This window comes from Lautropia mirabilis, assembly GCF_900637555.1.
Lineage (GTDB): Bacteria > Pseudomonadota > Gammaproteobacteria > Burkholderiales > Burkholderiaceae_E > Lautropia > Lautropia mirabilis.
Genome location: NZ_LR134378.1, coordinates 2,354,659 through 2,380,381, shown reverse-complemented (window position 1 = coordinate 2,380,381; position 25,723 = coordinate 2,354,659). Strand labels below are relative to the sequence as shown.

23 protein-coding genes are annotated in these 25,723 nt (G+C 66.8%); 14 read left to right on the top strand and 9 right to left on the bottom strand.

Annotated elements, in window-relative coordinates; translation table 11 throughout:
• Positions 1–10 precede the first annotated feature (10 nt).
• The 4 genes from EL249_RS09710 to sstT all read left to right on the top strand — a co-directional run bounded on the left by EL249_RS09710 (position 11) and on the right by sstT (position 4,592).
• Entirely contained in the window at positions 11–1,765 is a 1,755-nt protein-coding gene (locus tag EL249_RS09710; protein ID WP_005672783.1) for a PqiB family protein, read from the top strand.
• A gap of 25 nt (positions 1,766–1,790) precedes the next feature.
• Positions 1,791–2,516, top strand: a complete 726-nt coding sequence (locus EL249_RS09705; protein WP_170169606.1) for a PqiC family protein — start codon at positions 1,791–1,793, stop codon at positions 2,514–2,516.
• Positions 2,489–3,133, top strand: coding sequence for a tRNA adenosine(34) deaminase TadA (gene tadA, locus EL249_RS09700; RefSeq protein ID WP_411431045.1), 645 nt, complete (start codon positions 2,489–2,491; stop codon positions 3,131–3,133). The genes EL249_RS09705 and tadA overlap by 28 nt, the downstream gene beginning before the upstream one ends.
• 169 nt (positions 3,134–3,302) lie before the next feature.
• On the top strand, positions 3,303–4,592 hold the full coding sequence (gene sstT, locus EL249_RS09695) for a serine/threonine transporter SstT (protein ID WP_040529694.1): 1,290 nt from the start codon (positions 3,303–3,305) through the stop codon (positions 4,590–4,592).
• Between the two features lie 220 nt (positions 4,593–4,812).
• On the opposite strand, the gene EL249_RS09690 is transcribed toward sstT, so the two are convergent.
• The 3 genes from EL249_RS09690 to EL249_RS09680 form a co-directional block, all read right to left on the bottom strand.
• Entirely contained in the window at positions 4,813–5,628 is an 816-nt protein-coding gene (locus EL249_RS09690; RefSeq protein WP_005672792.1) for a peptidylprolyl isomerase, read from the bottom strand.
• Positions 5,629–5,761: 133 nt separating this feature from the next.
• On the bottom strand, positions 5,762–6,028 hold the full coding sequence (locus EL249_RS09685) for a BolA family protein (protein WP_005672793.1): 267 nt from the start codon (positions 6,026–6,028) through the stop codon (positions 5,762–5,764).
• Complete coding sequence (locus EL249_RS09680; protein WP_005672794.1) at positions 6,012–6,566, bottom strand: septation protein A; 555 nt, start codon at positions 6,564–6,566, stop codon at positions 6,012–6,014. Before EL249_RS09680 ends, EL249_RS09685 begins: the two co-directional genes overlap by 17 nt.
• Before the next feature lie 188 nt (positions 6,567–6,754).
• Between EL249_RS09680 and EL249_RS09675 the strand changes: the two genes are divergently transcribed.
• Positions 6,755–8,590, top strand: coding sequence for an acyl-CoA dehydrogenase (locus tag EL249_RS09675; protein ID WP_005672795.1), 1,836 nt, complete (start codon positions 6,755–6,757; stop codon positions 8,588–8,590).
• Between the two features lie 7 nt (positions 8,591–8,597).
• Here EL249_RS09675 and ygfZ read toward each other — a convergent pair whose 3' ends face one another.
• Positions 8,598–9,902: a CAF17-like 4Fe-4S cluster assembly/insertion protein YgfZ gene (gene ygfZ, locus EL249_RS09670; RefSeq protein WP_005672796.1), complete on the bottom strand. Its 1,305-nt coding sequence runs from the start codon at positions 9,900–9,902 to the stop codon at positions 8,598–8,600.
• 132 nt (positions 9,903–10,034) lie between these two features.
• On the opposite strand from ygfZ, the gene mltG reads away from it, so the two are divergent.
• The 8 genes from mltG (at position 10,035) to EL249_RS09630 (ending at position 18,255) form a co-directional block, all read left to right on the top strand.
• Positions 10,035–11,147: an endolytic transglycosylase MltG gene (gene mltG / locus EL249_RS09665; protein ID WP_126348181.1), complete on the top strand. Its 1,113-nt coding sequence runs from the start codon at positions 10,035–10,037 to the stop codon at positions 11,145–11,147.
• 14 nt (positions 11,148–11,161) lie between these two features.
• Positions 11,162–11,836: a dTMP kinase gene (gene tmk, locus EL249_RS09660; protein ID WP_083799605.1), complete on the top strand. Its 675-nt coding sequence runs from the start codon at positions 11,162–11,164 to the stop codon at positions 11,834–11,836.
• Positions 11,833–12,897: a DNA polymerase III subunit delta' gene (gene holB / locus EL249_RS09655; protein ID WP_005672800.1), complete on the top strand. Its 1,065-nt coding sequence runs from the start codon at positions 11,833–11,835 to the stop codon at positions 12,895–12,897. The genes tmk and holB overlap by 4 nt, the downstream gene beginning before the upstream one ends.
• Positions 12,894–13,283, top strand: a complete 390-nt coding sequence (locus tag EL249_RS09650; RefSeq protein WP_005672803.1) for a PilZ domain-containing protein — start codon at positions 12,894–12,896, stop codon at positions 13,281–13,283. The genes holB and EL249_RS09650 overlap by 4 nt, the downstream gene beginning before the upstream one ends.
• Before the next feature lie 9 nt (positions 13,284–13,292).
• Positions 13,293–14,096, top strand: a complete 804-nt coding sequence (locus EL249_RS09645) for a TatD family hydrolase (RefSeq protein WP_005672805.1) — start codon at positions 13,293–13,295, stop codon at positions 14,094–14,096.
• Positions 14,097–14,345: 249 nt separating this feature from the next.
• On the top strand, positions 14,346–16,145 hold the full coding sequence (locus EL249_RS09640; protein ID WP_040529698.1) for a hypothetical protein: 1,800 nt from the start codon (positions 14,346–14,348) through the stop codon (positions 16,143–16,145).
• A 76-nt stretch (positions 16,146–16,221) separates the two neighbouring features.
• Positions 16,222–17,811, top strand: coding sequence for an MFS transporter (locus EL249_RS09635; protein WP_005672810.1), 1,590 nt, complete (start codon positions 16,222–16,224; stop codon positions 17,809–17,811).
• Between the two features lie 48 nt (positions 17,812–17,859).
• Positions 17,860–18,255, top strand: coding sequence for a Fur family transcriptional regulator (locus tag EL249_RS09630; protein WP_005672812.1), 396 nt, complete (start codon positions 17,860–17,862; stop codon positions 18,253–18,255).
• Positions 18,256–18,261: 6 nt separating this feature from the next.
• Here EL249_RS09630 and EL249_RS09625 read toward each other — a convergent pair whose 3' ends face one another.
• The 3 genes from EL249_RS09625 to EL249_RS09615 all read right to left on the bottom strand — a co-directional run bounded on the left by EL249_RS09625 (position 18,262) and on the right by EL249_RS09615 (position 20,640).
• Positions 18,262–19,014 (bottom strand): amino acid ABC transporter ATP-binding protein, encoded by a 753-nt coding sequence (locus tag EL249_RS09625; RefSeq protein ID WP_040530799.1) that lies wholly within the window; start codon positions 19,012–19,014, stop codon positions 18,262–18,264.
• Positions 19,015–19,075: 61 nt separating this feature from the next.
• Positions 19,076–19,729: an amino acid ABC transporter permease gene (locus EL249_RS09620; protein ID WP_005672816.1), complete on the bottom strand. Its 654-nt coding sequence runs from the start codon at positions 19,727–19,729 to the stop codon at positions 19,076–19,078.
• 116 nt (positions 19,730–19,845) lie between these two features.
• Positions 19,846–20,640, bottom strand: a complete 795-nt coding sequence (locus EL249_RS09615) for an amino acid ABC transporter substrate-binding protein (protein ID WP_050781796.1) — start codon at positions 20,638–20,640, stop codon at positions 19,846–19,848.
• A 338-nt stretch (positions 20,641–20,978) separates the two neighbouring features.
• On the opposite strand from EL249_RS09615, the gene EL249_RS09610 reads away from it, so the two are divergent.
• Positions 20,979–21,569 (top strand): superoxide dismutase family protein, encoded by a 591-nt coding sequence (locus tag EL249_RS09610; RefSeq protein ID WP_005672822.1) that lies wholly within the window; start codon positions 20,979–20,981, stop codon positions 21,567–21,569.
• An 89-nt stretch (positions 21,570–21,658) separates the two neighbouring features.
• On the opposite strand, the gene EL249_RS09605 is transcribed toward EL249_RS09610, so the two are convergent.
• The gene (locus EL249_RS09605) at positions 21,659–24,001 is read right to left on the bottom strand and encodes a DUF1631 family protein (RefSeq protein WP_005672823.1); all 2,343 of its coding nucleotides are present in this window, start codon (positions 23,999–24,001) and stop codon (positions 21,659–21,661) included.
• A 281-nt stretch (positions 24,002–24,282) separates the two neighbouring features.
• Complete coding sequence (gene gorA, locus EL249_RS09600; protein ID WP_005672824.1) at positions 24,283–25,683, bottom strand: glutathione-disulfide reductase; 1,401 nt, start codon at positions 25,681–25,683, stop codon at positions 24,283–24,285.
• Between the last annotated feature and the right edge of the window lie 40 nt (positions 25,684–25,723).

Below are 25,723 nucleotides of genomic sequence, written 5' to 3'. Positions count from 1 at the left end.
GGGTTGACGGATGAGCAACGAGGAACGATCTGACGCGCAGGGGCGCCCTGTGACGGCGGCCGGGAACGGCCAGGGGCAGGCACAGGGGGCTGCCGGCGGCTATCACGACGATGTGCTGGTGCCCGAGGCGGCGGTGGAGGATCGGCGCTATCGCTGGCTGCCGTCGCTGATCTGGCTGCTGCCGCTGCTGGCAGCGCTGGTGGGAGCGATCCTCACCTATCGCCAGATGACGCAGCACGGCCCCACGATCACGGTCAGTTTCAAGACGGCCGAGGGTCTGGAGGCCGGCAAGACGAAGCTGCGCTACAAGGACGTGGAGGTGGGCCAGGTCAAGTCCATCGAACTGGCCGATGACCGCTCGCACGTGGAAGTGGATATCGAGCTGAATCGCAAGGCCGGATCCTTCCGGGCCAAGGACTCGCGCTACTGGGTCGTGCGGCCGCGTGCTGACATATCCGGGGTGTCGGGCCTGGGCACGCTGCTGTCGGGGGCCTACATCGGCGTGGATGCCGGCAAGTCGGCCGAGATGGTCTCGACCTTCGAGGGGCTGGAGAGCCCGCCGCCGCTGAAGTATGACGAGGCGGGCAGCCAGTTCCGCCTGCGGGCCAAGGATCTGGGGTCGCTGGACATCGGTTCGCCGGTGCTCTACAGGCGGGTGACGGTGGGGCGCGTGACCGGTTATTCGCTGGACGAGTCGGGCGACCGGGTGACGATCGACGTCTTCGTGAACAGCCCCTATGACCGCTTCGTGGGCACGAACTCGCGCTTCTGGGAAGCCAGCGGCGTGGAGGCGAAGCTGGATTCCAGTGGCGTGTCGGTCCGCACGCAGTCGCTGCTGACGGTGGCGCTGGGCGGCATTGCCTTTGCCTCGCCCATCGAGGGCAAGGGCGAGGCGGCCAACGAGCATACGGCCTTCATGCTGGCCGCCAGCGAGGCGGATGCCATGAAGAAGCCTGACGGGCCGTCGCGCTTCCTGGTGCTGAACTTCGACCAGTCGCTGCGGGGGCTGCAGGTGGGGGCCATCGTGGATTTCCGGGGCGTGGAGCTGGGCCAGGTCCGGGCCATCGACGCCGTGGTGGACGAGAACACCAACGAGATTCACATGCCGGTGCTGATCGAGGTGTTTTCCGACCGCATGAAGCGGGGGCGCGGGCTGCAGGCCCAGGGGCCCCTGGGTGCCGGCATGACGCAGAAGGAGCTGGAGGAAGAGGGCAATCGCTGGCTGCAGAACATGGTCCAGCGCGGGCTGCGGGCGCAGTTGCGGACCGGCAACCTGCTGACGGGCCAGCTGTATGTCTCGCTGGACTTCTTCCCGCAGGCCAAGCCGGCCGAGATGCGCAGCGTGCAGGGTGACCTGATGGAGCTGCCGACGGTGGGCAATTCGCTGGACGAGTTCCAGCAGCAGATTGCCGAGATCCTGGCCAAGATCAACAAGGTGCCGTTCGATCAGATCGGGCGTGACCTGCAGCAGACGCTGGCAGGCATGCGGCGCACGGTCAATGCGGCCGAGAAGACCGTCAAGGGGCTCAACGACAATCTGGCACCGCAGCTGATGGGCACCATCCAGAGCCTGAAGAAGACGCTGGATTCGGCAGACCGCACGCTGGTGTCGGCCAACCGGACGCTGGCCAGTGATTCGCCGACGCAGGAAGAGCTGCAGCAGACGTTGCGTTCGGTCTCGAAGGCAGCCGATTCGCTGCGACGCCTGACCGATTACCTGGAGCGTCACCCCGAGAGCCTGCTGCGTGGCAAGACGGGCAACTGACTTCTTTCAAGAGGAACGGATGATCATGCGTGCTGTCTTCAAGTCGGTGGTACCGGCGCTGGCCCTGGCTCTGGCGGCCTGCGCCAGTTCGCCGCCGGTGCATTTCCATACGCTGTCGGCCATGGATGCGCCGGGCAATGGCAACCGCGCGCAGCCTGACCTGCGCTACCGGATCGGGACGGTCGATGTGCCGGAGCGCTTGAACCGCGTGGACATCGTGGTCTCGGGCCGGGAGGCGGATGTGCCCGCAGGCAAGGCAGGCACCGGGCAAGCGGGGGGTAGCCCGTCGGGTACCCCGGCATGGGCCACGTCGGTGATGCTGCTGGAGAACAACCGCTGGGACGCACCCTTTGCCGATGCGCTGCGTGACGCGCTGGGGGCCCGGCTGGCGGTGGCTGCAGCGTCCTCGGCTGCGGCAGGCAGTCAGCCTGCGCAGCTGCGGCTGTCGCTGCAGGTCTACCGCTTCGATGCCAGTCGCTCCGGAGACGTGGATGCGCTGGTGGACTGGCGGCTGCGCCGGACGGACGCGTCGGACGACACGGATGTGGCCGAGGATGATGCGTCGGCCGGATCGCGGGTGCTGAGCTGCCGCTACCAGGGCTACGAGCACGTGCAGGCTGGTGATGTGGATGCACTGGTGGCGGGCATGCAGCGGCAGGTGGCTCGGCTGGCCGACGACATCGTGGCCAGCACCCGGCCCTGGCTGCACGATGACAAGGCAGGCTGCGTGCAGGCAGCTGGCGGGGCGTGATGGACGAGACGGACGAGGGATCGCTGCCCGCGCCGGAGGCGTCGTTCAGCGAGCTTGATCATGCAATGATGCGCCTGGCGATGGACCAGGCGCTGAATGCGCAGCTGCATGGTGAGGTGCCCGTGGGCGCCGTGCTGGTGAAGGCGGGGCAGGTGATTGCCACCGGCTACAACCATCCTATCGGCAGTCATGATCCGACGGCGCATGCCGAGATCCGCACCTTGCGGATGGCGGCCGAGCAGCTGGGCAACTATCGGGTGGGCGAATCCACGCTTTATGTGACGCTGGAGCCGTGCATGATGTGCCTGGGCGCGATGCTGCACGCCCGCATCAGCCGGGTGGTGTTCGGCGCCCCGGACCCCAAGACCGGCGTGTGTGGCGGCGTGCTGGACCTGCCGGCCGAGGGACGGCTCAACCATCAGACGGTGGTGCAGGGGGGGCTGCTGGCCGATGAGTGCGGAAAGCTGCTGCAGCGTTTCTTTGCCGAGCGCCGTGCGCAGCGTCGGGCCGACCGGGCCGCCCTGCGGGCGCAGCAGGACGAGCTGGCGCGCTGGGCGGCCAGTCTGCCAGCCGAGGAGGAAACCGGCACGCTGCATCTGGACGAGGCAGGGGACTGAAAGGTTGATCGTGTGCTTCCTGCGTGAAAGGTGCAAGAATAGCCCCCTTTCCAACGCCGGCAGAAGGCCCGTGGCTGACGGCGCCGCATGACGACCCCATGGCATGGATGCCTGCAGGGGGCGGCTGTGGCGGCCTGCAGGGACCGGATGTCGATTGACAGGGGTTTTCATGGCAAGAGAGGGAGTTCTTGGAGCGTGGTCACGGCTGAATCTGGTGACCCGCATCGTCATCGGCCTGGTGCTGGCCGTGGTGGTGGCGCTGGTGACCCGGCATTTTGGCGGGGGTGCCGAAGGTTGGGACGCCGTGATCGAACGGACCGGAGCCCTGCCGGCTGGCTGGCCTTCGGACGTGATGGCTGGGGCCCAGCTGCTGGGTGACCTGTTTGTCGGTGCGCTGAAGGCGGTGGCACCGGTCCTGGTTCTGGTGCTGGTGATGGCGGCCATTGCGCAGCATGAGCACGGGACCGAGACGAACATCCGCCCGATCCTGGTGCTGTATCTGGTGGGCACCTTTGCGGCGGCACTGGTGGCGGTGGCCGCCAGCTTCATGTTCCCGTCGAACCTGTCGCTGGAGGGGGTCAAGCACGCTACTGAGGTGGCGCCCGGCGGTATCGGCATGGTGCTGAAGGATGTGCTGATGAAGCTGGTGAGCAACCCGATCAAGGCGCTGCTCGAGGCCAACTACATCGGCATCCTGGGCTGGGGCGTGCTGCTGGGGCTGTCGTTCCGTCATGCCAGCGAGCACACGCGGACGATGCTCAACGACGCAGCCGAGGCCGTGTCCAAGGTGGTGCGTTTCGTGATCGGCTTTGCGCCGCTGGGCATCCTGGGCCTGCTGCTGAGCACGCTGCTGTCGCCGGATGGCTTTGCGAAGCTGCAGCAGTACCTGCACCTGCTGCTGGTGCTGGTGGGTGCGATGGTGTTCGTGGCGCTGGTGGTCAATCCGCTGATCGTCTTCAGCCAGACGCGTCGCAATCCCTATCCGCTGGTGTTCACCTGCCTGCTGGAAAGCGGCATTCCGGCCTTCTTCACCCGCAGCTCGGCGGCCAACATTCCGGTGAACATGGCGCTGGCCAAGAAGCTGAACCTGCACGAGGACACTTACTCGATCTCGATCCCGCTGGGTGCGACGATCAACATGGCAGGGGCCGCCATCACCATCACGGTGCTGACGCTGGCGGCGGTGAACACGATGGGCATCCAGGTGGACTTTGCCACGGCGCTGCTGCTGAGCGTGGTGGCCACGCTGGGCGCCTGCGGTGCTTCGGGGGTGGCCGGTGGTTCGCTGCTGCTGATCCCGATGGCCTGCGCGCTCTTCAGCATCGATAACGACGTGGCGATGCAGGTGGCCGGCGTGGGCTTCATCATCAGCGTGATCCAGGATTCTTCCGAGACGGCGCTGAACTCGTCGACTGACGTGCTGTTCACGGCTGCTGTGGACCAGGCACACAAGGCCTAGGCCCAGACAGGGGAAATGGCCCCGGGGAGGTTTTCCGGGGCCAGCGGCGTATACCTGTCTGCACCCTGTGGCAGGCTTCGGCGGACACGCAAAAAGAAGGGGCGATGCCTTCCGGCATCGCCCCTTCTTCGTTGGACGCAAGGCCAGGGCCCTGTGTCCGGAACCTGGATGAAGGCGGGGCCGGTCGTGCCTGCCGCCGCCTTTGCCAGGGTTCCTGGCCTTACTGAATCTTGGCCGAAGCGCGCAGTTTCTCCTGCAGGGCCTGGATCTTCTGACGCTCCAGCTGCTGTTTCAGCTGGGGCTTGACCTGGTCGAACGGAGGCGGCTCGGCGGCACGCACGTCGTCGAGCTGGATGATGTGGTAGCCGAACTGGGTCTTGACCGGGATGACGGTGTATTCACCCTTCTTCAGCTTGGTCATCGCCTCGGAGAATTCCTTCACGAAGGTGTCGGGCGTGTTCCAGCCCAGGTCACCGCCGTTGGCACCCGATCCGGGATCCTTGGACAGCTTGGCCAGCGACTCGAAGCCCTCGCCCTTCTTCAGACGCTCGACGATCTGCTTGGCCTCGTCCTCGGATTCAACCAGGATGTGGCGGGCCTTGTATTCCTGGGCGCCGCTCTGGGCCGAGTCCTTGACGAGCTTCTCGTATTCGGCCTTGACTTCGGCGTCGGTGACGGGCGACTGCTTCAGCTCGTTGGCGATGAGGGCGCGGATCAGCACGTCCTGGCGGATCTGTTCCAGCTGCTGCTTGACCTCGGGGGTCTTCTCCAGGCCGCGCTTGTCGGCTTCCTGCACGAACAGCTCGCGGGTGATCAGCTCGTCGCGGATCATCTTGCGGGTTTCGGGGGTGTCAGGCCGGCCTTGCTGGGCCAGGATCTTGACGAACTCGTCGACGCGCGAGGAGGGGATGGCCTTGCCGTTGACGACGGCGGCATTCTGCGCCATGGTGGGGCTGCCCAGCAGCAGGCCGGCCGACAGCAGGGCGGCTGCACCGAGGGTGCGCTTGGAGAAAAGACCGGAAGAGGATTGGGTCATATTCGGTTCCAGAAAGAAATCGGGTTGGAAGAACGAACCGTGGTCGGTCCTTTCCTAACGGGTGCGGGGCCGACACGTTGACAGGGCCATGCGCCGGATGCAGGAAATCGCAGCCGGCAAGGCAGCTTCGCCCTCAGTTGCCGGGCACCTCGGCACGGATGCTGAGCGCATGGATGCGGTGGGGCATCCAGTCGGCGACGGCATCATACACCAGCCGGTGTCGGCGAACGGTGGGCAGTCCGGCAAACACCGGCGAGACCAGCGTGACGGCAAAATGCCCGGCCCCGCCAGCGGCACCGGCGTGGCCTCTATGATGATGGCTGTCGTCCTGAACGGTAATGTGGGCGTCGGGAAAATGTTGTTTCAGACGTTGCAGGAGTGCTTCAGGCGTTGGTTTCATCGGACGGGCCTTCCTGGATGTGTCGGCTGAGATAGAACCCCTGGGCGAGGATGAACACCAGTGTGGCGCCGGTGGTGCCGAAGAGCTTGAAGTTGACCCAGGTTTCGGTGCTGAACTGGTAGGCCACGTACAGGTTGACGATGCCCATCAGCGCAAAGAATGCGCACCACGCCAGGTCCAGCCGTTTCCAGACCGGGTCGGGCAGGCGCATCTGCTTGCCCATGAGCTGCCGCAGCGGTGCCTTGCCCAGCAGCGAGGCAACGCCCAGGGCGGCCGTGAAGCACCAGTACAGGATGGTGGGCTTCCACTTGATGAAGGACTCGTCGTGCAGCAGCAGCGTCATGCCGCCGAAGACGACGATGATGACCAGCCCCACCCATTGCATGGTGTCGATCGGGCGCCGCCGGATCAGCAGCCAGCCGATCTGGGCAGCACTGGTGGCGATGGCCACGGCGGTGGCGACGTAGATGTCGGCAAGCCTGAAGGCAACGAAGAACAGGATGACCGGCAGCAGGTCGAACAGCCATTTGTTTTTCATGGGGTTTTCATGAGCAGGGCAGCAGCGGGAACAGGAGGGGATGATAAAGGAGCGGGCCCACCTGTCCGACAGGTGGAGGCTCACCCCGGGCAGGGCAATGTTGAATCAATGCAATAAAGTAAAAGTATTTGTTCAGTTGCAACAGATATTTCTTATTGTGGCGTTAGACTGCCTTCATGAAAAGAAGCATGCTCTCCAGACGGGATCTGGACTTCCTGCTCCATGAATGGCTGGATGTCCAGTCGCTGTGCGACCGCGCGCGTTTTGCCTCGCTGCGTCGCGACCATTTTGATGCGGTGCTCGCGCAGGCATCGCAGCTGGCCCGTGGGTGCCTGGCGCCCGCCAATCGGCAGCTGGACGAACAGGAGCCGCGGCTGACGGCCGAGGATGTCTGGACGCCGCCGGTCCTGTCCGAGGTCATGGCGGCGGTTCGCGATGCAGGATTGCTGGCCGTGTCGCAGGACCGGGCGCTGGGAGGCATGCAGCTGCCTGTGCTCATCGAGAAGGCGGTCACGGCCTGGCTGTTTGCCGGCAGTGCTGCCGCCACGGCCTATCTGTATCCGTCGCAGGCGGGCAGCCGGTTGCTGCAGCGCCATGCCGGCCGGGCACTGGCGTCGGCCTGGCTGCCGCTGCTGCTGAAGGGGCGGGCCACCTGCACGTTCTGCATTTCCGAGCCGCAGGCCGGATCATCGCTGTCGGACATCCGTACACGAGCGGTGCGCCAGCCGGATGGCAGCTTCCGGCTCTATGGCAACAAGATGTGGATTGTCGGGGGCGATCATGCCGTGACCGACAACATCGTCCACCTGGTGCTGGCCCGGATCGAGGACGACTCGGGCGACATCATGCCCGGGGTGGAGTCTCTGTCGCTGTTTCTGGCGCCCAAGTACCTGCCGGCCGATACGAACCCCGCCGAGGGGGCTGCCGGGCGGGGCGAGCGAAACGACATCGTGGCGGCGGGAATCTATCCGCAGATGGGGCAGCGTGGCGCCACCAGCTGCCTGCTCAGCTTCGGTGAGGGCAATCATCTGCCCCAGGGGCAGGCCGGTGCGGTGGCCTGGCTGGTGGGCGAGGAAAACGCCGGCATGGCGCTGGTGAACGAGGCCGCGCCCGAGATCCAGATCGACATCGGGCTGTCGGCGGCGGCACTGGGCTATGCGGGGTACTCCCATGCTCTGGACTACGCGCGCGAGCGTCATCAGGGGCGTTTCCCGGGCATGAACAGCCAGGTAGGGGGACAGATCCCGATCATCGAGCATGCCGACATCAAGCGCATGCTGCTGATCCAGAAAAGTTACGTGGAAGGGGGCCTGGCGCTGGGGCTGTGGTGCGCGCGCCTGATGGACGAGGTGGACACGGCCGAGACGTCGACGGAGCGGGCCCGGGCGCGTGACCTGCTGCTGCTGCTTTCGCCGGTGGCCAAGAGCTGGTCAGCCCACAACGGCCTGATTGCCAATTCGCTGGCCATTCAGGTGCTGGGCTGCTATGGCTACACGCGCGACTACCCGGTGGAGCAGCTCTACCGCGACAACCGGCTCAATACCATCCTGGAAGGCACGCACGGCATTCTGGCGCTGGAGCTGATGCGTGATCGTCTGCTGGCTGATGATTTCATGGGCTTTCAGCGCTTCGCCCACGAGGTGGAGCAGACCCTGGGCCGGGCAGCAGCCCGCTGTGGCGACGTGCGCCACATGGCGGTGCAGCTGCAGAAGTACGCAGAGCGCTTTGGCTGGGTGATCAACCGCATGCGCCAGGAACCCGAGGCGGGGCGGCGCCTGGCCAATGCCAGCCTCTTCATGGAGGCTTTCGGCCACTATGTGATTGCCTGGATCTGGCTGGAGCAGGCGCTGGTGGCCGAGGTCGCCTACCTGTCGGCCTATGGGTCAGAGCGCAACTTCTATGCGGGCAAGTGCCAGGCTGCCCGCTTCTTCTACCAGCACGAGCTGCCGCGCATCGAGCCCCAGCTGACGCAGCTGGAGCAGATGGAGATGTGTGCGCTGGAGATGCAGTCTGCCTGGTTCTGAGGCCTGATCAGCACTCGGGAATGTCGTAGGGCAGCTTCAGCAGGCCGATGGCGGCGTTTCCGATGCGCAGGCTGGTGGCGATCATGCCGGCAGACCGGGGCTGGGCGCCGATGACCTCGATGCGGGCCTCGAAGAGCAGCAGGAAGCGCCGACCCACCAGAACGATGGGCAGCTCTTCCTGATCGGGCTCCATCACCAGGTCGTTGCCGGCGATGACTTCGTCGTCGGTGTCGGCCGAGAGACTGGCCACATGGATGACCTGACCGATGGGGGTGCCGTCCCACGCCAGCACGTCGGTACCGGGTTCGGGCAGCGGACCGCTGCACATGCCGGCGAACATCCGGCGCTTGACCTTGCCCCGGTATTCGCTGCGGGCCACCACTTCCTGGCCGGGGTAGCAGCCTTTCTTGAAGTTGACGCCGCCCACCAGTTCCAGGTTCACCATCTGCGGCACGAAGGTCTCGGACGATGCTGCGCAAATCCAGGGGATGCCGCTGGCCACGTCCAGCTGAAGCCAGTCGCTCTCGCTCATCCGGAAGCGGGGAGCGGGCTGCGATGCGTCGGCTGCCGCGCTGTTGTCATCCCGGGGGGCCTCGGCGGAGGCGGCGGGTGCGGCGCCGGTCGCCTGTGCGGTGGCGGCCTGGTCGTCGCGGGGGGCTTCGGTGGCCCCCGAGGCCTGGGGCGCCTCACTGGCTGGCGTGCCGGTGCCGGCCGGCGCGTCCGTCGTGTCGACCGCTGGCGCCACCAGGGCACGGGGCACCACCAGCAGGCTGCGGACCAGCAGGCGGTCGTTGCCCAGCCGATGACGCACCGAGGTGGTCAGCATGTCGGCGGTGGTCTCGGTGAGCGTCACGTCGGGCAGGGCGGCCGTCACCACCACGTCCTCGTGCCCGGCCAGGGCCTGGGTGGCGCGGCGGGCCGGCCCCACGAAGCCCAGGACGGCGTGGTCGTTGCTGGCGTCCACGATCTTGCACTTGGCGCGCAGCACGTACATGGACAGGCGCTTGGCCATGGCCGCAGCCAGATCGCGCGAGCAGACCAGCCAGAAGGTGGGCACCGCGGGCTGTTCCGGGGCAGGCGGCATGTCGTGGCGGATGACCCAGAAGGTGGCCAGAAGCCGGCCGTTGGGGGTCAGATAGCCGGCCAGACGGGCGTGACCGGGCATCAGGGTGAGGATGTCGTTGCTGAACTGGCCGTGCAGGAACGAGGGGGCATCAGGCCCCTGGGCCCGCAGAACACCCAGGTTCTGCAGCAGGGCATAGGGCAGGACGGCGTCGCCGGAGGCGGGGGAGGAAGACTGGATGTCGTTCATGGGAAGGGCGGATTCTGGGCCGGTGCGCGAGGCCGTTCGCCCACAGGTGGGGGGCCAGCCGGCATAGTCTGTATATCATAGCGTGTACCGTCGCTTTCTTTTGGCGCACAAGACCGCCGGATGAGTCGAATCATGCGCATGTTGGGTCGTATCTTTCTTCTGCTGCTGGTGCTCTGCCTGGGGGCGGCGAGCTGGCAATGGTGGGGCTATTCCCATCGTCAGCTGGTGGCGCCGAATGCCGAGGTGGTGTTCGATGTGCCGCGCGGCCACGCTGGCGCACGCCTGGCCGAGGTGCTGCAGCAGGCCGGTGTCGACGTCCCGTCGTGGAAGATGGCCCTGGCGCTGCGGCTGCGGGGGGATGCGGCACGGATCAAGGCAGGCAACTACCTGATCACCGGGCCGGCCACGCTGCAGGGGCTTCTGGACGAGCTGGTGAGCGGCCAGCAGGAAAAGGGCAAGCTCATCACGCTGGTGGAAGGCTGGAACATGCGTGACCTGCGGGCAGCCCTGAAGAAGGCCCCGGATCTGAACGACACGCTCTCGGGCCTGTCCGATGCCGCGCTGATGGAGAAGCTGGGCATGCCCGGGGTCAACCCCGAGGGGCGCTTTGCGCCGGACACCTATGCCTACCGGCCGGGCAGCGACGATGTGGAGCTGCTGCGCCGGGCGCTGGTGCTCCAGCAGCGCCGCCTGGATGCCGCCTGGGAAAACCGGGCGACGGATTCCCCGCTGAAGACGCCGGCCGAGCTGCTGACGCTGGCTTCGGTCGTGGAAAAGGAAACCGGGCACGCGCTGGACCGCGAGATGGTGGCCTCGGTGTTCACCAACCGGCTGCGCAAGGGCATGCCGCTGCAGAGCGATCCCACCACCATCTATGGTCTGGGCGAGCGCTTTGACGGCAATCTGCGCAAGAAGGATCTGCGTGACCCTTCTCCCTACAACACCTATGTCCACCGGGGGCTGCCGCCTTCGCCCATCTCGTTGCCGGGGCTTCATGCGCTGCAGGCCACGGCGCGTCCGGCACAATCGGACAAGCTGTATTTCGTGGCCCGGGGCGACGGTCGTTCCGAGTTCTCGGCCGACCTGGCCAGCCACAACCGGGCCGTCGACCGCTTCCAGCGTCGTGCCGGCGGAAAGCCGCTGAAAGGCACAGCGGCGGCTGACGAGAACCTGACGGACCCCAGGAAGGCCGCCTCGGGTGCAAGGAACCAGGAATCGGGCCAGAGCCCGGGGGCGCGGCCATGACCGCGAAGGATTTCATGCAGGGCTGTTTCATTACTTTCGAGGGCATCGACGGCGCGGGCAAGAGCACGCACGTGGGGGCCTGTGTGGATTGGCTGCGTGCTCAGGGCGAGACCGTGGTGCTCAGCCGCGAACCGGGCGGCAGCCCGCTGGCCGAGCGGCTGCGCGAGCTGCTGCTGACCGAGGAGATGCAGCCGCAGACCGAGGCACTGTTGGCCTTTGCGGCCCGCAGCGACCATCTGCACACGCTCATTCGGCCGGCGCTTGCAGCCGGCCAATGGGTGGTCTGCGACCGGTTCACCGATTCGACCTTTGCCTATCAGGGCGGAGGCTCGGACGTGGACACGACCTGGCTGGCCCAGCTGGAGGCGCAGGTCCAGGACGGGCTGCAGCCGGTGCGCACCTATCTCTTCGATCTGCCTCCCGAGGTGGCGGCAGCGCGGCGTGCCGCGGTGCGCAGTGCCGACCGCTTCGAGGCCCGGGCGCTGGACTACTTCGAGCGTGTGCGCCGTGCCTACCAGGCGCGGGTGGCCGCAGACCCGGAGCGCTTCTGCATGCTGGATGCCACGGCCACGCCCGAGCAGATTGGTCGCTGGCTGCAGGATGACCTGGTGAAGGTCCATCGGCGCTGGCACGAGAGGGCCGCATCGCGCCCAGGGGCTGGCGACCCGGCAGGGGTGAGGTCGTCGTGAGTACCGTCCTGCCGTTCTTTGCTGCCCAGCAGGCCCTGCTGCGACAGCTGCTGGCCGAAGGTCCGAACCTGCACCACGCGCTTCTGCTGGCTGGCCTGCCCGGCATCGGCAAGGGCGAGTTCGCCCGGGCGCTGGCCCAGGGGCTGCTGTGCGAGCAGCTGCCCCGGCCGCCTGCGCCGGTGCAGGCCTGCGGGCAGTGTGCGGCCTGCAAGTGGTTCGCCTCCGGCCATCATCCCGATTTCCGGCTGCTGGAACTGGCGCCCGCCGAGTCCCGTTCCGCCAAGGGGCGCGAGGCAGGGCAGGGTGCGCGGGCCTGGGAGATCTCCATCGACCAGGTGCGCGAGCTGGAGAGTTTCATCACCACCACCAGCGCGCGCGGACACGCCCGGGTGGTGCTGGTCGATCCGGCCGAGACGCTGTCCACGCCAGCCGCCAATGCCCTGCTCAAGATGCTGGAGGAGCCTGGCGAGAACACCTGGTTCCTGCTGGTGACCCACCTGCCGGGGCAGATGCCGGCGACCGTGCGCTCGCGTTGTCGGGCCGTGGCGGTGCCGCAGCCGTCCGAGGCCGAGGCCCAGCAATGGCTGGTCCGTTCGGCGGAGCTGTCCGACACGGATGCCCGCCAGCTGCTGGCCTGGTCGGGCATGGCGCCGTTGCATGCCCGCGATCTCGCCGACCCTTCGCACCTGACCGTCTATCGGACATTGCTTTCGTCGCTGTCGGCGTTGCCCGACACTGGCCTCGATACGGTGGCCGACAAGGCGACGACGGTGCCTTCGGTAACCTGGTACTACCTGCTGCTGCGCTGGATCAGCGATCTGCTGCGGGCCCACGCCGGCGCTGCGCCCCGTTTCTTTCCGGAGTCTGCATCCCGGCTGGACAGTCTTGCGCAGCGCAGTTCGCTGGCACGGCTGGCCGAGGTGTCGGCGGCGTTGCAGCGGCAGGCGGTGCTGGTCCGGCATCCGCTCAATCCGCGCCTGTTCATGGAGTCAGCGCTGGCGACCTACCTGGATGCGTTTTCCACCCGTCGTCCAACCCCAAGACGCGCAAATCCTCGATGAGCACACAGCACCAAGGCCTGGCGGGCGGCATGGCCGGCAACAAACCAGCTACCCGGCCTGGCGTCATTCCCTTGTCGATCAAGGAGAAATCGGCCCTGCTGGCCGCCTACATGCCATTCCTGGAGAACGGGGGCCTGTTCGTGCCCACGGACAAGAGTGCTCAGCTCGGCGACGAGCTCTACATCATTCTTACGCTGATGGATGACGCCACCAAGACGGCGATTCCGGGCCGGGTGGCCTGGGTGACGCCGGCCGGCGCCACCAACCGCCGCCAGGGCATCGGCATCCAGTTCAGCAAGACCGATGCCAGCGTGGTGGCGCGGGAAAAGATCGAGACGCTGCTGGGGCCTGCACTAAAATCGCCCCCATCCTCGTACACGATCTGACCGGGCTGCATGTTCGTCGACTCCCACTGCCATCTGGACCTTCCCGAATTCCAGGAACGCCTGCCGGACGTTCTGGCCACCATGGCTGCAGAAGGGGTCGAACATGCGCTGTGCGTGTCGATCACGCTGGAGGCATGGCCCCGGATCCGTGACCTCGTCCGGGCCCATCCCGGCCTGCTGTCGGCGTCGGTGGGGGTGCACCCCGATTACCTCGACGTGAACGAGCCCACGGTGGCGCAGCTGGTGGAGCTGGCCATGCAGCCCGAAGTGGTTGCCATCGGCGAGACCGGGCTGGACTACTACCGCATGCCCGGCGACGAGCTGGACTGGCAGCGTGAGCGTTTCCGGGTTCACATCCGGGCCGCCCGCGAGGCGAAAAAGCCGCTGATCATCCACACCCGTGCGGCGGCCCAGGACACGATCCGGCTGCTGCGTGAGGAGCGTGCCGAAGAGGCCGGCGGCGTGATGCACTGCTTCACCGAGGACTGGGACATCGCCCGTCAGGCACTGGACATCGGTTTCTACATTTCCATGTCCGGCATCGTCAGCTTCAAGAACGCCACGATCGTGCATGATGTGGCGCGTCGGGTTCCGCTCGACCGCCTGCTGATCGAGACCGACTCGCCCTACCTGGCGCCGGTGCCTTATCGGGGCAAGACCAATCAGCCCGGCTGGGTGGCCCATGTGGCTGCGGCTGTTGCCAGGCTGCGACAGATTCCTGTCGAGGAAGTCGGGCGGATCACCACCGAGAACTACGATCGGCTGTTCGGGCGTGCCCGTCTGCCGGCCGTACAGCCTGCGCCTGCGGCCTGATGGGCGGCATTGGGGGGCGTCGCAACACCCTGGCACGTTCCAGCCGCCCGCAGATGCCGCTCATTCCCGATTTGACGCAGCACACCAGTCATCCGAAGATACTCAGGCACGTATCGAGACACCGGTTCTTGCGACATGAACAGCGCCCATTCCAAGCCTTTGCCCTCGCCATTTCCGACTGATGCCGTCCGCGGCCATGATTCCGCCGGCCCGGGGGCGTTTCCTGAAGAAGGGCGGCTGGCAAGGAGCGTGCGGGGTGCCACCGTGGCCATGGCGCTGGCTGCGCTGGCTGCCTGTGGAACCACCTCATCCTCGGGGCCGGGGGCTGACTACAGCAGCAATTCCTCGGTCTCCACGTCCGGTGGCAACGTCAGCAGTCCGGCGGCCGAGCGTGTGGTGGACGGCGTGGTGGAACTGGCCCTGACCGATCAGCTGCTGCCCGATTTCGATGCGGCCAAGGCCCGCAAGCTGGGCACGGTGCATGACGGTCAGCCGCTCTACCTGTACCTGCGTTCCACCCGGCCGCTGGGCGAGATCGCGCACCCGGTCGATCCCTACGGCAAGAATTCCTTCTCGGGCTATCCGCACCTGTTCGTGCAGATCGGTGACAACCAGAGCCTGCGCATCATCAACACCTGCTATGTGACGCTCACGCCCGCCGAAGCGAAGGCCACCGAGCTGATCGTGCCGCTGGCCCCGCTCACCAACCGCGTGGGGGATCTGCCCACTGATTGCTGGCTGGAGACCGTCACCCGGGCTGACGCTGTGCGCCAGACCCTGGAAGTGCGGCTGGCCGGCTTTCCGGGCAAGTTCGAGAGCTGGCTGCCCGTGCCCGACCTGCTGGGCGTCGTCGCCGTCGACACCGACCTTTCCCAGGGCAGCAATGCCTGGGGCCAGATGCTGCGCGCCAAGCCCGGCAAGTCGCCGGAGCTGCCGGCCAAGGGGCGCCAGGGCGCGCGCCGGTCCAGCGAGCGTGATGCGACCGCCAGCAAGCCGGTGGCCGCTTCGACCGAGGGGCGCGCACCCGCGCAGGCGGGATCCAGCGCGCCCGATGCTTCCCGTGCGGACGCCGCTGCCGCGGCTGGCCGTGCTCAGACCGACACCAGCCCGCGTACCCAGGCTGCTGCCGAGACGCCTGATCGCGCGGCCGCCCAGACAGCCGCCACGACGCAGGCTGCCGCTCCTGCCGAAGCAGGCGCCCAGACCGCGCCCGCGGCCACCCCGGCTGACCGGGCCCGCAGCGAACGCGAAAGCCGCATTGCCGCTGCCATGGCGGCCGCCGGCCTGACCGGTGGTGCGGCCGCTGCGACGTCCGGCAGTGCTGCCACGGCAGCACCGTCGGCCGGAAGTGCCGCTCATGCCCCTGCTGCCCAGAACACCATCACCCGCAACGAGATCGTTTCCATGAACCAGGGTGCCAAGGCGGCTGAGCAGCCCGCCCAGGCACCGGACACCCAGGCGCGGCAGAAGGCCGCGGCGCAGACCGGGACCCCTGAGCGCTCGTCGGACGACGCCCGGAAGGCTGTGGCAGAGCAGGGCGCTTCCACGGCTCGGAACGAAGGCCGTGAGGCAGCCTCCGGCCGGGCCACGGCGGCCGCTGCTGCCGCGGCCGGAACTGCAGGCGCTGCCGCTGGCCGTGCTGCAGAGGCCGGCTCCGCCGCTCGCCCCCTGCCGGCCCAGGCCACCCTGGCCGCGCTGCCGGCCGGCGCCCGTCTCAGTGCCGTCACGCCGCTGCGGCCTGCCCCCCGGCAGGCCGTGGGCACCACGCGCATGGTCCAGCAGCTGCAGAGCATGACCAGCACCCTGCTGGGACGCGAGCCCAGCGAGACCTACTTCATTGATCGCCGCTGGCAGGTCCAGCGCGACCCGGGCTCGGCCCGTGGCCGCAACCGTCAGGTCATCCGGGCCATCGCTGTCTTCCGGGGTGAGGAATGCAGCTGGCAGTCCCTGATGGTGACCCGCCGTCCCGGCGCCGGTACCCTCAGTGAAGTGGTTGCCGACGGCGATGAAGTGCGCATCCCGTGCCCGGATCTGAAGGCTGAGCCCTGATCGTGCTGATGGCTGTTCCGTCCATCTTCACGCCGGCTGCTGGAAAGGCATCCCTGGCCGCAGCGGTGACGCGGCCGTGAGCGGCAGCGCGCCGACACCGTCAAAGGGCAGGGCAGCGAGCTTCCTGGCCGGCTCGCCGCTGGGCATCCGTCCCTATCGGCTGCTGTACATCGGCGCCGTCACCACCTCCATGGCCTATACGATGCAGTCGGCCATGGCCGGCTGGCTGATGGCCAGCCTCAGCGGCTCGGCGCTGCTGGTGGGCCTGGTCCAGGCCGCCAGCACCCTGCCGTTCCTGCTGTTCGGACTGGTGTCCGGTTCGGTGGCCGACCTTGTCGATCGACGCTACATCCTGGTCGTCACCCACCTGATGATGGGCCTGGCCACGGCCAGCGTGGGCCTGATGAGCCATGCAGGCTGGCTGCAGCCCTGGTCCCTGGTCGTCTGCACGCTGCTTTGCGGGCTGGGCTACACCTTCTACCAGCCGGCCCAGCAGGCCTCCATCAACGGCCTGGTCCCGCGGCCGCTGCTGCCCAAGGCGGTGGCGCTGGGCTCGATTGCCTTCAATGCGGCACGCTCCGTCGGCCCCGCCATGGCCGGACTGATCGCCGCCCTGATGGGAGACGGGCTGGCCGTGCTGGTGGCCTCGCTCTTCTTCCTGCCCATGCTGCCGGCCGCCTGGCAGGCGCTGGAGCCGCGCACGCCGGTGCCTGCGGGGGGCAACGAGACCCTGTGGTCCGGTCTGGTCAGCGGCCTGCGCTTTGCGCGCCATGCCCGGGTGCTGCGGGCGGCACTCATCATCAACTTCTGCTTCTGTTTCTGCGCAGCCGCCCTGTGGGCGATGTTCCCGCTGGTGGCACAACAGCGGCTGGGACTGGCTGCGGGCGGCTACGGCTTTCTCTACAGCACCTTCGGCCTGGGGGCCGTGGCCTCAGCCCTGTGGCTGCCGCGCTTCCTGCGTCAGGGCGCAGGGGCAGGTCGCATCATACGTGCCTCCCTGTGGCTGTGGAGCCTGGCGGCCGTCATCGTGGGCCTCTCGCATTGGGTGCCGGTGGCCGTGGTGGGCACCTTCCTGGCCGGGATGGGCTGGGTCGGGGTGCTGGCGGGGCTCTCCACCGTGGCGCAGAGCATTGCACCGGGCTGGGTGCGTGCCCGGGCGGTGGCCAACAACCAGATCTCGGTGCAGGCCGGGCTGGCCCTGGGCAGCCTTTTCTGGGGCTGGATGGTCAACCGCAGCGACCTGCAGCATGTGCTGATTGCCTCGGCCGTGCTGCTGGCCCTGTTTGCGCTGGCCAGCCGCCGGCTCCCGGTGCGCCTGGGCACGGATGCCGACGTGACGCCCGATGAGTTCCTGGCAAGGTCCGGTGCGATGGGCGACGGTCAGTCCCTGCGCCTGCAGTACGCATACCGCCTGCAGGCGGGCCGGGAAGCCGAGTTCCATCGGGCCATGCTTGAGCTGCGTGAAAGCCGGCTGCGCAACGGTGCCCTGCGTTGGCGTCTGCAGCCGGATGCGCAGCAACCGGGCATCTGGCATGAATCCTTCGAGCTGGCCTCAGCCGCGGAATGGCGGCGCTTTCCGACCCGCATGACCCAGGCCGACCGGGTGGCTCATGAAAGCGTTCAGGCCACGCTGGACAAGCATGCCGCCGGGGGCCGATATACTTGAGGGCAGGGCACTTATCGCTCGCATTCCGAATCGAGACCCGTATCGCGCATGAAACGACTGACCCGACAACGTACCGAGATCCTGCGGGTCATCGACGAAGCGCAGCGCCCGCTCAGCCCGCAGGAGATCCTGGAAGCAGGGCGGGCGGCCATTCCGTCGCTCAGCATTGCCACCATCTATCGCAACCTGCGTGACCTGCAGCAGGACGGCATGATCCAGGCCGTGGCGCTGCCGGGCGACAGCCCGCGCTACGAGAGCCGCCACGCCCACGCGCACCACCACCACCACTTCCAGTGCAGCAAGTGCCAGCGCGTGTTCGACATCCATGGCTGCCCGGGCAGCCTGGAAGGCATGGAGGTGCCGGAGGGCTTCATGGTGGAGCACCATGAAGTGACGCTCTACGGTGTCTGTGCCGAATGCACCCGGAAGGTTTCCGGGGCCTGACGGCACTCAGAGCACGTGTTCCAGGAAGGCGCGTGCCCGTTCGTGGTGGGGATCTTCGAAGAAGGCCCGTGCTGCGCGCTCCTCGACGATCTGGCCCTCGTCCATGAAGCAGACCCGGTGAGCCACCTCGCGGGCGAAGGCCATCTCGTGCGTGACCACCAGCATCGTCATGTGTTCCTGGGCCAGCTGGCGCATCGTGCGCAGCACCTCGCCCGTCAGCTCCGGATCCAGCGCCGAGGTGGGCTCGTCGAACAGCATGATGTCCGGTTCCATGGCCAGCGCCCGGGCGATGGCCACCCGCTGCTTCTGCCCACCGGACAGCCGACCCGGATAGGCATTGCGCTTCTCGAAGAGCCCGACCTTGCGCAGCAGCTCCTCGGCGTGCGGCACGATCTCGTCGCGCTTCATGCCCTTGACGGTGATGGGCGCCTCGATGAGGTTCTCCAGCACCGTGAAGTGCGGGAACAGGTTGAAGTGCTGGAACACCATGCCCATGCGGCGACAGATGCGGCGCACTTCGGATTCGGACACGTAGCGGGCGCGTCCCTGGGCGTCATTGGCCACCAGGGTCTCGCCATTGATGCGGATCTCGCCCTGGTCGACGAGCTCCAGGTGGTTCAGGCAGCGCAGCAGCGTACTCTTGCCCGAACCCGAGGGGCCGATCAGCGCCACCACCTCGCCCTGGTCGATGCGCAGCGACACGCCGCTCAGGACCTGCAGCGACCCGAAGCGCTTGTGCAGGTCGCGGGCATCGATCATTGCCGAGGCGGCGCCGGAAGGGCCGGCAGGGGCCGTCGAGCCGGGCAGGGGGGCCATGGATTCAGGCGTCGTGACTGGCATAGCGTTTTTCGAGGGACTGGAACATCCAGGTCAGCAGCAGCGTCATCAGCAGGTAGAACACGGCCGCCACGATGAAGGGCGTGATGGTGAAGTCACGCTGCACGATGCCCCGGGCAGCCCGCAGCAGGTCGTTGAGCGCCAGCACGTAGATGAGCGACGTGTCCTTGACCAGCGTGATGAACTCGTTGGACAGCGGCGGCAGCACGCGGCGGATCACCTGCGGCATCACGATGCGGCGCATTGTCTGCGGATAGTTCATCCCCAGCACCTTCGCGCCTTCGTACTGTCCGCGGTCGATGGACTGGATGCCGGCCCGGAAGATCTCGGCGAAGTAGGCCGCGTAGTTGAGTGCAAAAGCCACCACAGCCGCCGGAAAGTCCGGCAGCTGGATGCCGCCGCCTGGCAGGAGCGGCAGTGCGTAGTAGATGAACAGCAGCTGCAGCATCAGCGGCGTGCCCCGCATCAGCCACAGGTAGCCACTGACCGTGACACCCAGCCAGCGGTGTCGGGAAAGCCGCATCAGTGCCAGCGCCACACCCAGCGGAATGGACAGCAGCAGCGTGATGCAGAACAGCTCAAGCGAGACCAGTGAGCCTTCGCCCAGGGGTCCGAGAATGCTCAGGATATAGTCCAATGCCGCAGTCGCCGTGAGTTCGTGATTGATGAGTGCAGAAGGCGCAAGAAGCCGGTAGATGCCAGACTTCAGGGGTCGGAGACCGCCCTGGCAGGGCGGTCATCCGTCCGTCCATGTCAGCGGATGATGTCCTTGCCGAACCAGGTCTTGGCGATCTGCCCGGCCTTGCCATCCTTCTTCATGCTCTCAAGCGCGGCAGAGAGCTTTTCCTGCAGCGCGGTGTCTTCCTTGCGAAGGCCCACGCCGTAGTCCTCGGTGCCGAAGTCTTCTTCAAGCACCACGTAGGCGAAGGGTTTCTTCGCCACATAGTAGCGACCCACCACTTCGTCCAGCACGGCAGCGTCCAGCCGGCCAGCGTCCAGATCCAGCAGCACCGTCACGTTGTCGCCGTATTTTTTCAGCTGTTTCAAGGACTTGGAAACCTTGGCATCAGCCTCGATGGCATCGACGGCGCTGCTGCCGTCCTGTGCACCCACGATCTTGCCCGCCAGGCCGGTCTTGTTGCCGATGGGCGAACCGCGCTTGACGATGATGATCTGGTGGTTCTGCATGTACGGCGGCGTGAACGCGATGTTCTGCTTGCGCTTCTCGGTGATCGTCAGACCGTTCCAGAGCGCATCGACCCGCTTGCCGATCAGCTCGGCTTCCTTGGCGTTCCAGTCGATCGGCTTGAACTCGACCTGCACGCCCATGCGTGATGCGGCCTCGCGGGCCATGTCGATGTCAAAGCCCACCAGCTCGTTCTTCTCGTTGCGAAAGCCCATCGGCGGGAAGTTGTCATCCAGACCGATGACCACCTTGGGGGACGCGCCGTTGTCGGCTGCGGACTGGTCGGCCGACTTCGTGCAGGCAGACAGGGCCACGGCAGCGGACAATGCCAGCAGGAGACGACGACGGGACGTGGTTTTCATGATGGAAGCCTGTGCGTGTTGGAAAACGGTGGCTCGACGGGCGCCGTGCATGGGTCGCATGGATCGGACGCTTCGTGTCTGCGATACCGTGATGTTAAACGATGCGGTTGCTTATCAACGACTACGCATAATGGTTATTATGTCAAATTATGGATTTCACCAGGACTTCATGGGCATGATCACCGGCCTGCTCCCTGTTTCGTCTGGCGAGGCAATCGGGGTCTTCCCGGGTGTCTGAAAGGTGCGACATCGGCGTTGAGCACCCTGCGGCCTCTTCGTGTACCGTACGGGCCGCGCGGAATTTCAGGATTCCGATTTTTTTCTCAGGAGAACCCAAGATGACATTCCCGATCCAGCGGATGACCCTGGCCGTGCTGGCCACGCTGTCGATCTCTGCCTGTGCCCATGAGCACGGCGCCCATGACCACGAGCACGCTGCTGCTGCTGCCGAAGGCGCGCAGCGCGCCACCGAGGCCGTGGCCAGGTTGCAGCCCACCGTGGGCTCGCCGACCCAGGGCACGATCCGTTTCGTGCACGAGGGTGACCAGATTCGCATCCAGGGCGAAGTGGCCGGCCTGGAGCCCAACAGCGACCATGGCTTCCACGTGCATGAGAAAGGCGATTGCAGCGCGCCGGATGCCACCAGCGCGGGTGGCCATTTCCATCTGCCGGGCCAGAAGCACGGCGATCCGGCCCGGGATGACGATCACCATCATGCCGGCGATCTGGGCAACATCCATGCCGGTGCCGATGGTGTGGCCAAGGTGGACCTGGTGCTGCCGCAGACGCAGCTGACGCTGGGTGACGGCCCGCAGAACATCCTGGGCCGGGGCCTGATCGTCCACAAGGGCAAGGACGACCTGCACAGCCAGCCGACCGGTGATGCCGGCGGCCGGGCTGCCTGCGCCGTGATCAAGGCCGTGCGCTGAATACGGACCTCTGAAAACGGAACCGGTTGCCGCGCGGGTTCTCGCGTGGCAACCGGGATCCGGACGAACGCTGCGGACGGACGCGACTGTCAGGCCGCCTGCAGCGCGTCGATGGCAGCGGCCACCGATGCCGTCTTGCGAATGACGCGCACCTGCTTGCCGGCCATCAGCTCATGCAGTTCGCGGCGATTGACGGTCCAGTGCTCGCGCGGATAGCGCGAGAAGATGAAGACCGTGGCCGAGGGGCTGACCCAGCCCAGCTTGTAGCGCCGGGTTTCGCCTTCGTGGTCGCGCTCGATCTCGTCGCCGTTCTTCAGGCCGGCACGGGTGATCTCGTCCCAGGCCTGATCGTAGTCGTCGGCATTGGCGGCGTTCTTTCCAGCCGTTTGCTGGGCGGGAGCCGGCTGTTTGGCCGAATTCTTGGCCAGAGCGGCGAGGGCGGACATGCCCTGCCCGTTCGCGGCCTGGGCGCCCTGACCTGCCGGCATGCCCTGCCCGGCTGCGCTTGCCGTTCTGGCGGCCGGTGCAGCGGCGCTCGGACAGGCAACGGGCGTCACAGGACGGTTCTTGCTCTGCTGGATGACCTGGCCGTGGCAGGTCATCAGGGTCTTCAGGAAGGCCTCACGCTCGGTGCCCGGCATGGCGATGAAGGCCATGCCGCGCGACAGGTCGGCAATCATCTGGGGCAGCGTGCGGGCCAGTTCGCTGATCTCGGTGGCCTTCTTGGGCTGCACGCTCCACAGCAGCGTTTCCAGCACGCGCTGGGCGCGGGCCTCGTCAAACGGCAGCTCGCCCGTGCCGTCGCGCAGTCGCACGATCACCTCGGTCCACGAATGCTCGGCAAAGTGCTGGATGCATTCCGGGATCTGGCCGCCCGTGAGCCGCGCACGCATGCCGTCGCGGATCTCCTGGCGCAGCAGGTCGATGCGCTCTGCCCGGCTGGCGGCTTCGGCAATCTTTTCCAGTCGGGCGTCGCGGCGTGCCGTCTCGTCGGCAATGATGCGCTCGGCACGGTCCAGGGCCTCGCCGATCACCACCAGTTCGCGCTCGAAATTGTTCAGCACCCAGGTCACCAGGTCCTCGATGTCCTTGACGAGCGGTGAGCCGGGTTCGGTCTCGAAGTCCGGGTCTGAGCCCATCTGGGCCAGCCGGTCGACGAAACGGCGCATCGGGTGGTCGGGGCGCGCAAAGAAGCTGGCATCCAGCAGCGCAGCCTTGAACGCTGCCACCTGCAGCCGCAGCAGCTGCTGCTTGATGGCGTTGGCGATGGCGTCGTCCTCATAGACCAGCTGGAAAACCTGGGCAACCGTCTCGATGATCAGCCGATCCAGCGGCGAGCCGTGCGTCTGGGCGGCGGCCGAGGACTGCTGGCGCACCTCCTGCATCACCGTACCGACAGCCTCGGGGCTGTTGGCTTCCTCGGTACGGGCTTGCAGCTCGCTCAGCACGGCCATCAGCTGGTCGGAGGTGGCCTGCTTGTGGGCGGCCATCTGGGCGTCGTTGCCGAAGTTGCGCGGATCGGCCAGATAGCGGGTGGCCTGGGCCAGCATGGCCGGGCTCTGTTCGCTACCGCTGCCGATCTGGTCGGCCCACTGGCCGATCTCGGCCTCGGAGACGTCGATCACGCCGTGGCCGTTTGCCCTGCCCCCGCGACCGTTGCCACGACCGCCGTGCTCATCGTGTTCGGCGCCCTCGCCCAGCGGGTCTTCATGCTCGCCGCTGACGTACTGGGAGGCGCGGGACTTGGAGATGCTGTAGCGCAGCTCGGGCAGGATGCCGTAGGCAATGAGCCTGCGGTTCACGTCCTGGTACAGCTCGATCAGTTCGACCGTGAACTTGGGCTCGAACAGGTCCAGCAGGAACGATGCCGTGCCGTCACCGGGGCGCACCTGGTGCTGGGTCAGAATGCCGCGCAGCACCTCGAAGATGATGTCCGGCGCGATCGGGTATTCGTTCTCGGCAAACCAGTCCTGCTGCAGCAGCGCGCCGAAGCGGGCGCGCAGGCCATCAGCCAGTTCCTCGTCCATCCGGCGACGGGCACGGGCCGAGATGCGAGCGACCAGCAGCTGGTCGCGCATGGTGTCATCGTCCACCAGACGCAGCGTGGGCGGCTCGTCCTGGATGATGGTGGCTTCAGGGGTGCTGTAGCTGCCGTCGGAAGCGACACCGGTGCGTTCCTTCCAGCTGCGGGCACAGCCGACCTCGAATTGCTGCTCGATGCTGGCCTTGCCATTGCGCAGGATGTCCAGCGCCACGTTGAGCTGATCCTGCTTTTCCCAGTTGGTCTCCTCGACGATGCGCTCGATCAGCCCGTCCACCACGGCCACGTAGGCGTTGCGGAAGCTCCGGTTGAGCGCGGTCAGGATGGGTTGGCGGATCTCCCGCAGGATTGCCAGGTGGCTGGCATCGATGTCGGTACCGGTGATTGGCACAAGAGGCTCCCGGGCAAGCTTTCAGGGACTTACTTGCAGGGAGGATGCCAGTTTGTGGGCAGAAGTCTGCTGCCTGCCGTCTATTCGACCGACATCGGCCGACTGCCGGTCGGCGCGATGTCTTGCCGGCAACAGGGTTGGCCACGATATGTGCCCGCCGACACCATATGGATCGTGAATGGATCGCGGGCCGGCATGGTCTCAGAAAGGGACGGAAGCGCCCTTCGACAGCCCCGTTTCGGGGCCATCGATGTGGGCCTGGCCGCCCCTGTCCGCCCCTTTTACTGGGCCGGTTTCCGGATGTGGCGTTGGGCCACCGTGCGCATCGTCACCAGTTCCTCGGCGCTGCTGGGGTGCAGCGGCATGGTCTGGTCCAGATCGCGCTTGGTCACGCCCATGCGCAGCAGCGTGGCCATCACCTGGATGACCTCGGCCGAGTCCGGGCCCAGCAGCTGCACGCCCAGAACCCGATCGGTGCTGGCATCCACCAGGATCTTCTGGTGGACCCGCTCCTGGGTGCCCGAGAGCGTGGCCTTGAGCGTGCGGAAGCTGTTGCGGTAGACATCCACCACGGCGCAGCGTTCCACCGCCTGCTCCTCGTTCAGGCCCACCGTGCCCAGCTCCGGCGTGGAGAAGATGGCCGTGGGAATGAAGTCCAGGTCCGCCACCCAGGGTTTCTTGCCATAGGTGGTGTCGGCAAAGGCGTGGCCCTGGCGGATGGCCACCGGCGTGAGGCTGACCTGGTTGGTCACGTCGCCCACGGCGTAGATGCCGGGCACCTGGGTGCGCGAGAGCTCGTCCACATGGATTTCGCCCGCCTTGCCCGTCTCCAGGCCCACCGTTTCCAGACCCAGGTTGCGGGTGGCTGGCCGGCGGCCGGTGGCGATCAGCACCTGGTCCACGTCCAGCGTGCTGTCATCGTGCAGCGTGATGCGGATGGAACCATCGGGCTGCCGGTCCAGACGCTTGAGCGTGGTGTTCATCCGCATGTCGATGCCCTTGTCACGGTAGGTCTCGACAATGAGGTCCGCCATCTGCACGTCAAAGCCGCGCAGCACCCGCGGGCCGCGATGGATCTGCGTGACCTTCGCACCCAGACCATGGAAGATGCCGGCAAATTCCACCCCGATGTAGCCGCCGCCTACCACCGCGATCCGCTTCGGGAACACGGGCAGGTCAAAGACCTCGTTGGAGCTGATGGCCAGCTCCACGCCGGGCAGGTCCTCGGGCATGACCGGTTCACCACCGGTGGCGATGAGCACCTCCTTGGCCGTCACTTCCTGGCGACCCTCCAGCGTGTCGATGGCCAGCCGGTTGGGGCCCAGGAAGCGGGCGTGACCGGCAAAGCGCTTCACGCCGGCCTTGTCCAGGTTGGCGGAGTAGGCGCCTTCCAGCCGCGTGATCTCGGCATTCTTGGCAGCCACCAGCTTTTCCCAGTCGAAGGTGGCCGGGGACACGTTCCAGCCGAAGCCCCGGCTTTCCTCGAAGCTCTGCGGGAAGCGCGAAGCGTATACCAGCAGCTTCTTGGGCACGCAGCCGCGGATGACGCAGGTGCCGCCGTAGCGGAAGCCCTCGGCGATGCCCACACGCGCGCCGTGCTGGGCTGCGATGCGGGCCGCGCGCACGCCGCCCGAGCCGCCACCGATGACGAAGAGATCGAAGTCGAAAGAGGATTGGGTCATGGAATGGAGAATGATCGGAAGGAGGGACCGGACGGGGCGA

Coding starts and splice junctions, on each gene's coding strand:
- EL249_RS09625 (WP_040530799.1), bottom strand. CDS start 19,014: ATGATCGATGCCCGCGACCTGCACAAGCGCTTCGGGTCGCTGCAGGTC.
- EL249_RS09650 (WP_005672803.1), top strand. CDS start 12,894: ATGAGCACACAGCACCAAGGCCTGGCGGGCGGCATGGCCGGCAACAAA.
- EL249_RS09615 (WP_050781796.1), bottom strand. CDS start 20,640: ATGAAAACCACGTCCCGTCGTCGTCTCCTGCTGGCATTGTCCGCTGCC.
- EL249_RS09645 (WP_005672805.1), top strand. CDS start 13,293: ATGTTCGTCGACTCCCACTGCCATCTGGACCTTCCCGAATTCCAGGAA.
- EL249_RS09710 (WP_005672783.1), top strand. CDS start 11: ATGAGCAACGAGGAACGATCTGACGCGCAGGGGCGCCCTGTGACGGCG.
- gorA (WP_005672824.1), bottom strand. CDS start 25,683: ATGACCCAATCCTCTTTCGACTTCGATCTCTTCGTCATCGGTGGCGGC.
- sstT (WP_040529694.1), top strand. CDS start 3,303: ATGGCAAGAGAGGGAGTTCTTGGAGCGTGGTCACGGCTGAATCTGGTG.
- EL249_RS09680 (WP_005672794.1), bottom strand. CDS start 6,566: ATGAAAAACAAATGGCTGTTCGACCTGCTGCCGGTCATCCTGTTCTTC.
- tmk (WP_083799605.1), top strand. CDS start 11,162: ATGCAGGGCTGTTTCATTACTTTCGAGGGCATCGACGGCGCGGGCAAG.
- EL249_RS09630 (WP_005672812.1), top strand. CDS start 17,860: ATGAAACGACTGACCCGACAACGTACCGAGATCCTGCGGGTCATCGAC.
- ygfZ (WP_005672796.1), bottom strand. CDS start 9,902: ATGAACGACATCCAGTCTTCCTCCCCCGCCTCCGGCGACGCCGTCCTG.
- EL249_RS09610 (WP_005672822.1), top strand. CDS start 20,979: ATGACATTCCCGATCCAGCGGATGACCCTGGCCGTGCTGGCCACGCTG.
- EL249_RS09705 (WP_170169606.1), top strand. CDS start 1,791: ATGCGTGCTGTCTTCAAGTCGGTGGTACCGGCGCTGGCCCTGGCTCTG.
- mltG (WP_126348181.1), top strand. CDS start 10,035: ATGCGCATGTTGGGTCGTATCTTTCTTCTGCTGCTGGTGCTCTGCCTG.
- EL249_RS09690 (WP_005672792.1), bottom strand. CDS start 5,628: ATGACCCAATCCTCTTCCGGTCTTTTCTCCAAGCGCACCCTCGGTGCA.
- EL249_RS09685 (WP_005672793.1), bottom strand. CDS start 6,028: ATGAAACCAACGCCTGAAGCACTCCTGCAACGTCTGAAACAACATTTT.
- EL249_RS09675 (WP_005672795.1), top strand. CDS start 6,755: ATGCTCTCCAGACGGGATCTGGACTTCCTGCTCCATGAATGGCTGGAT.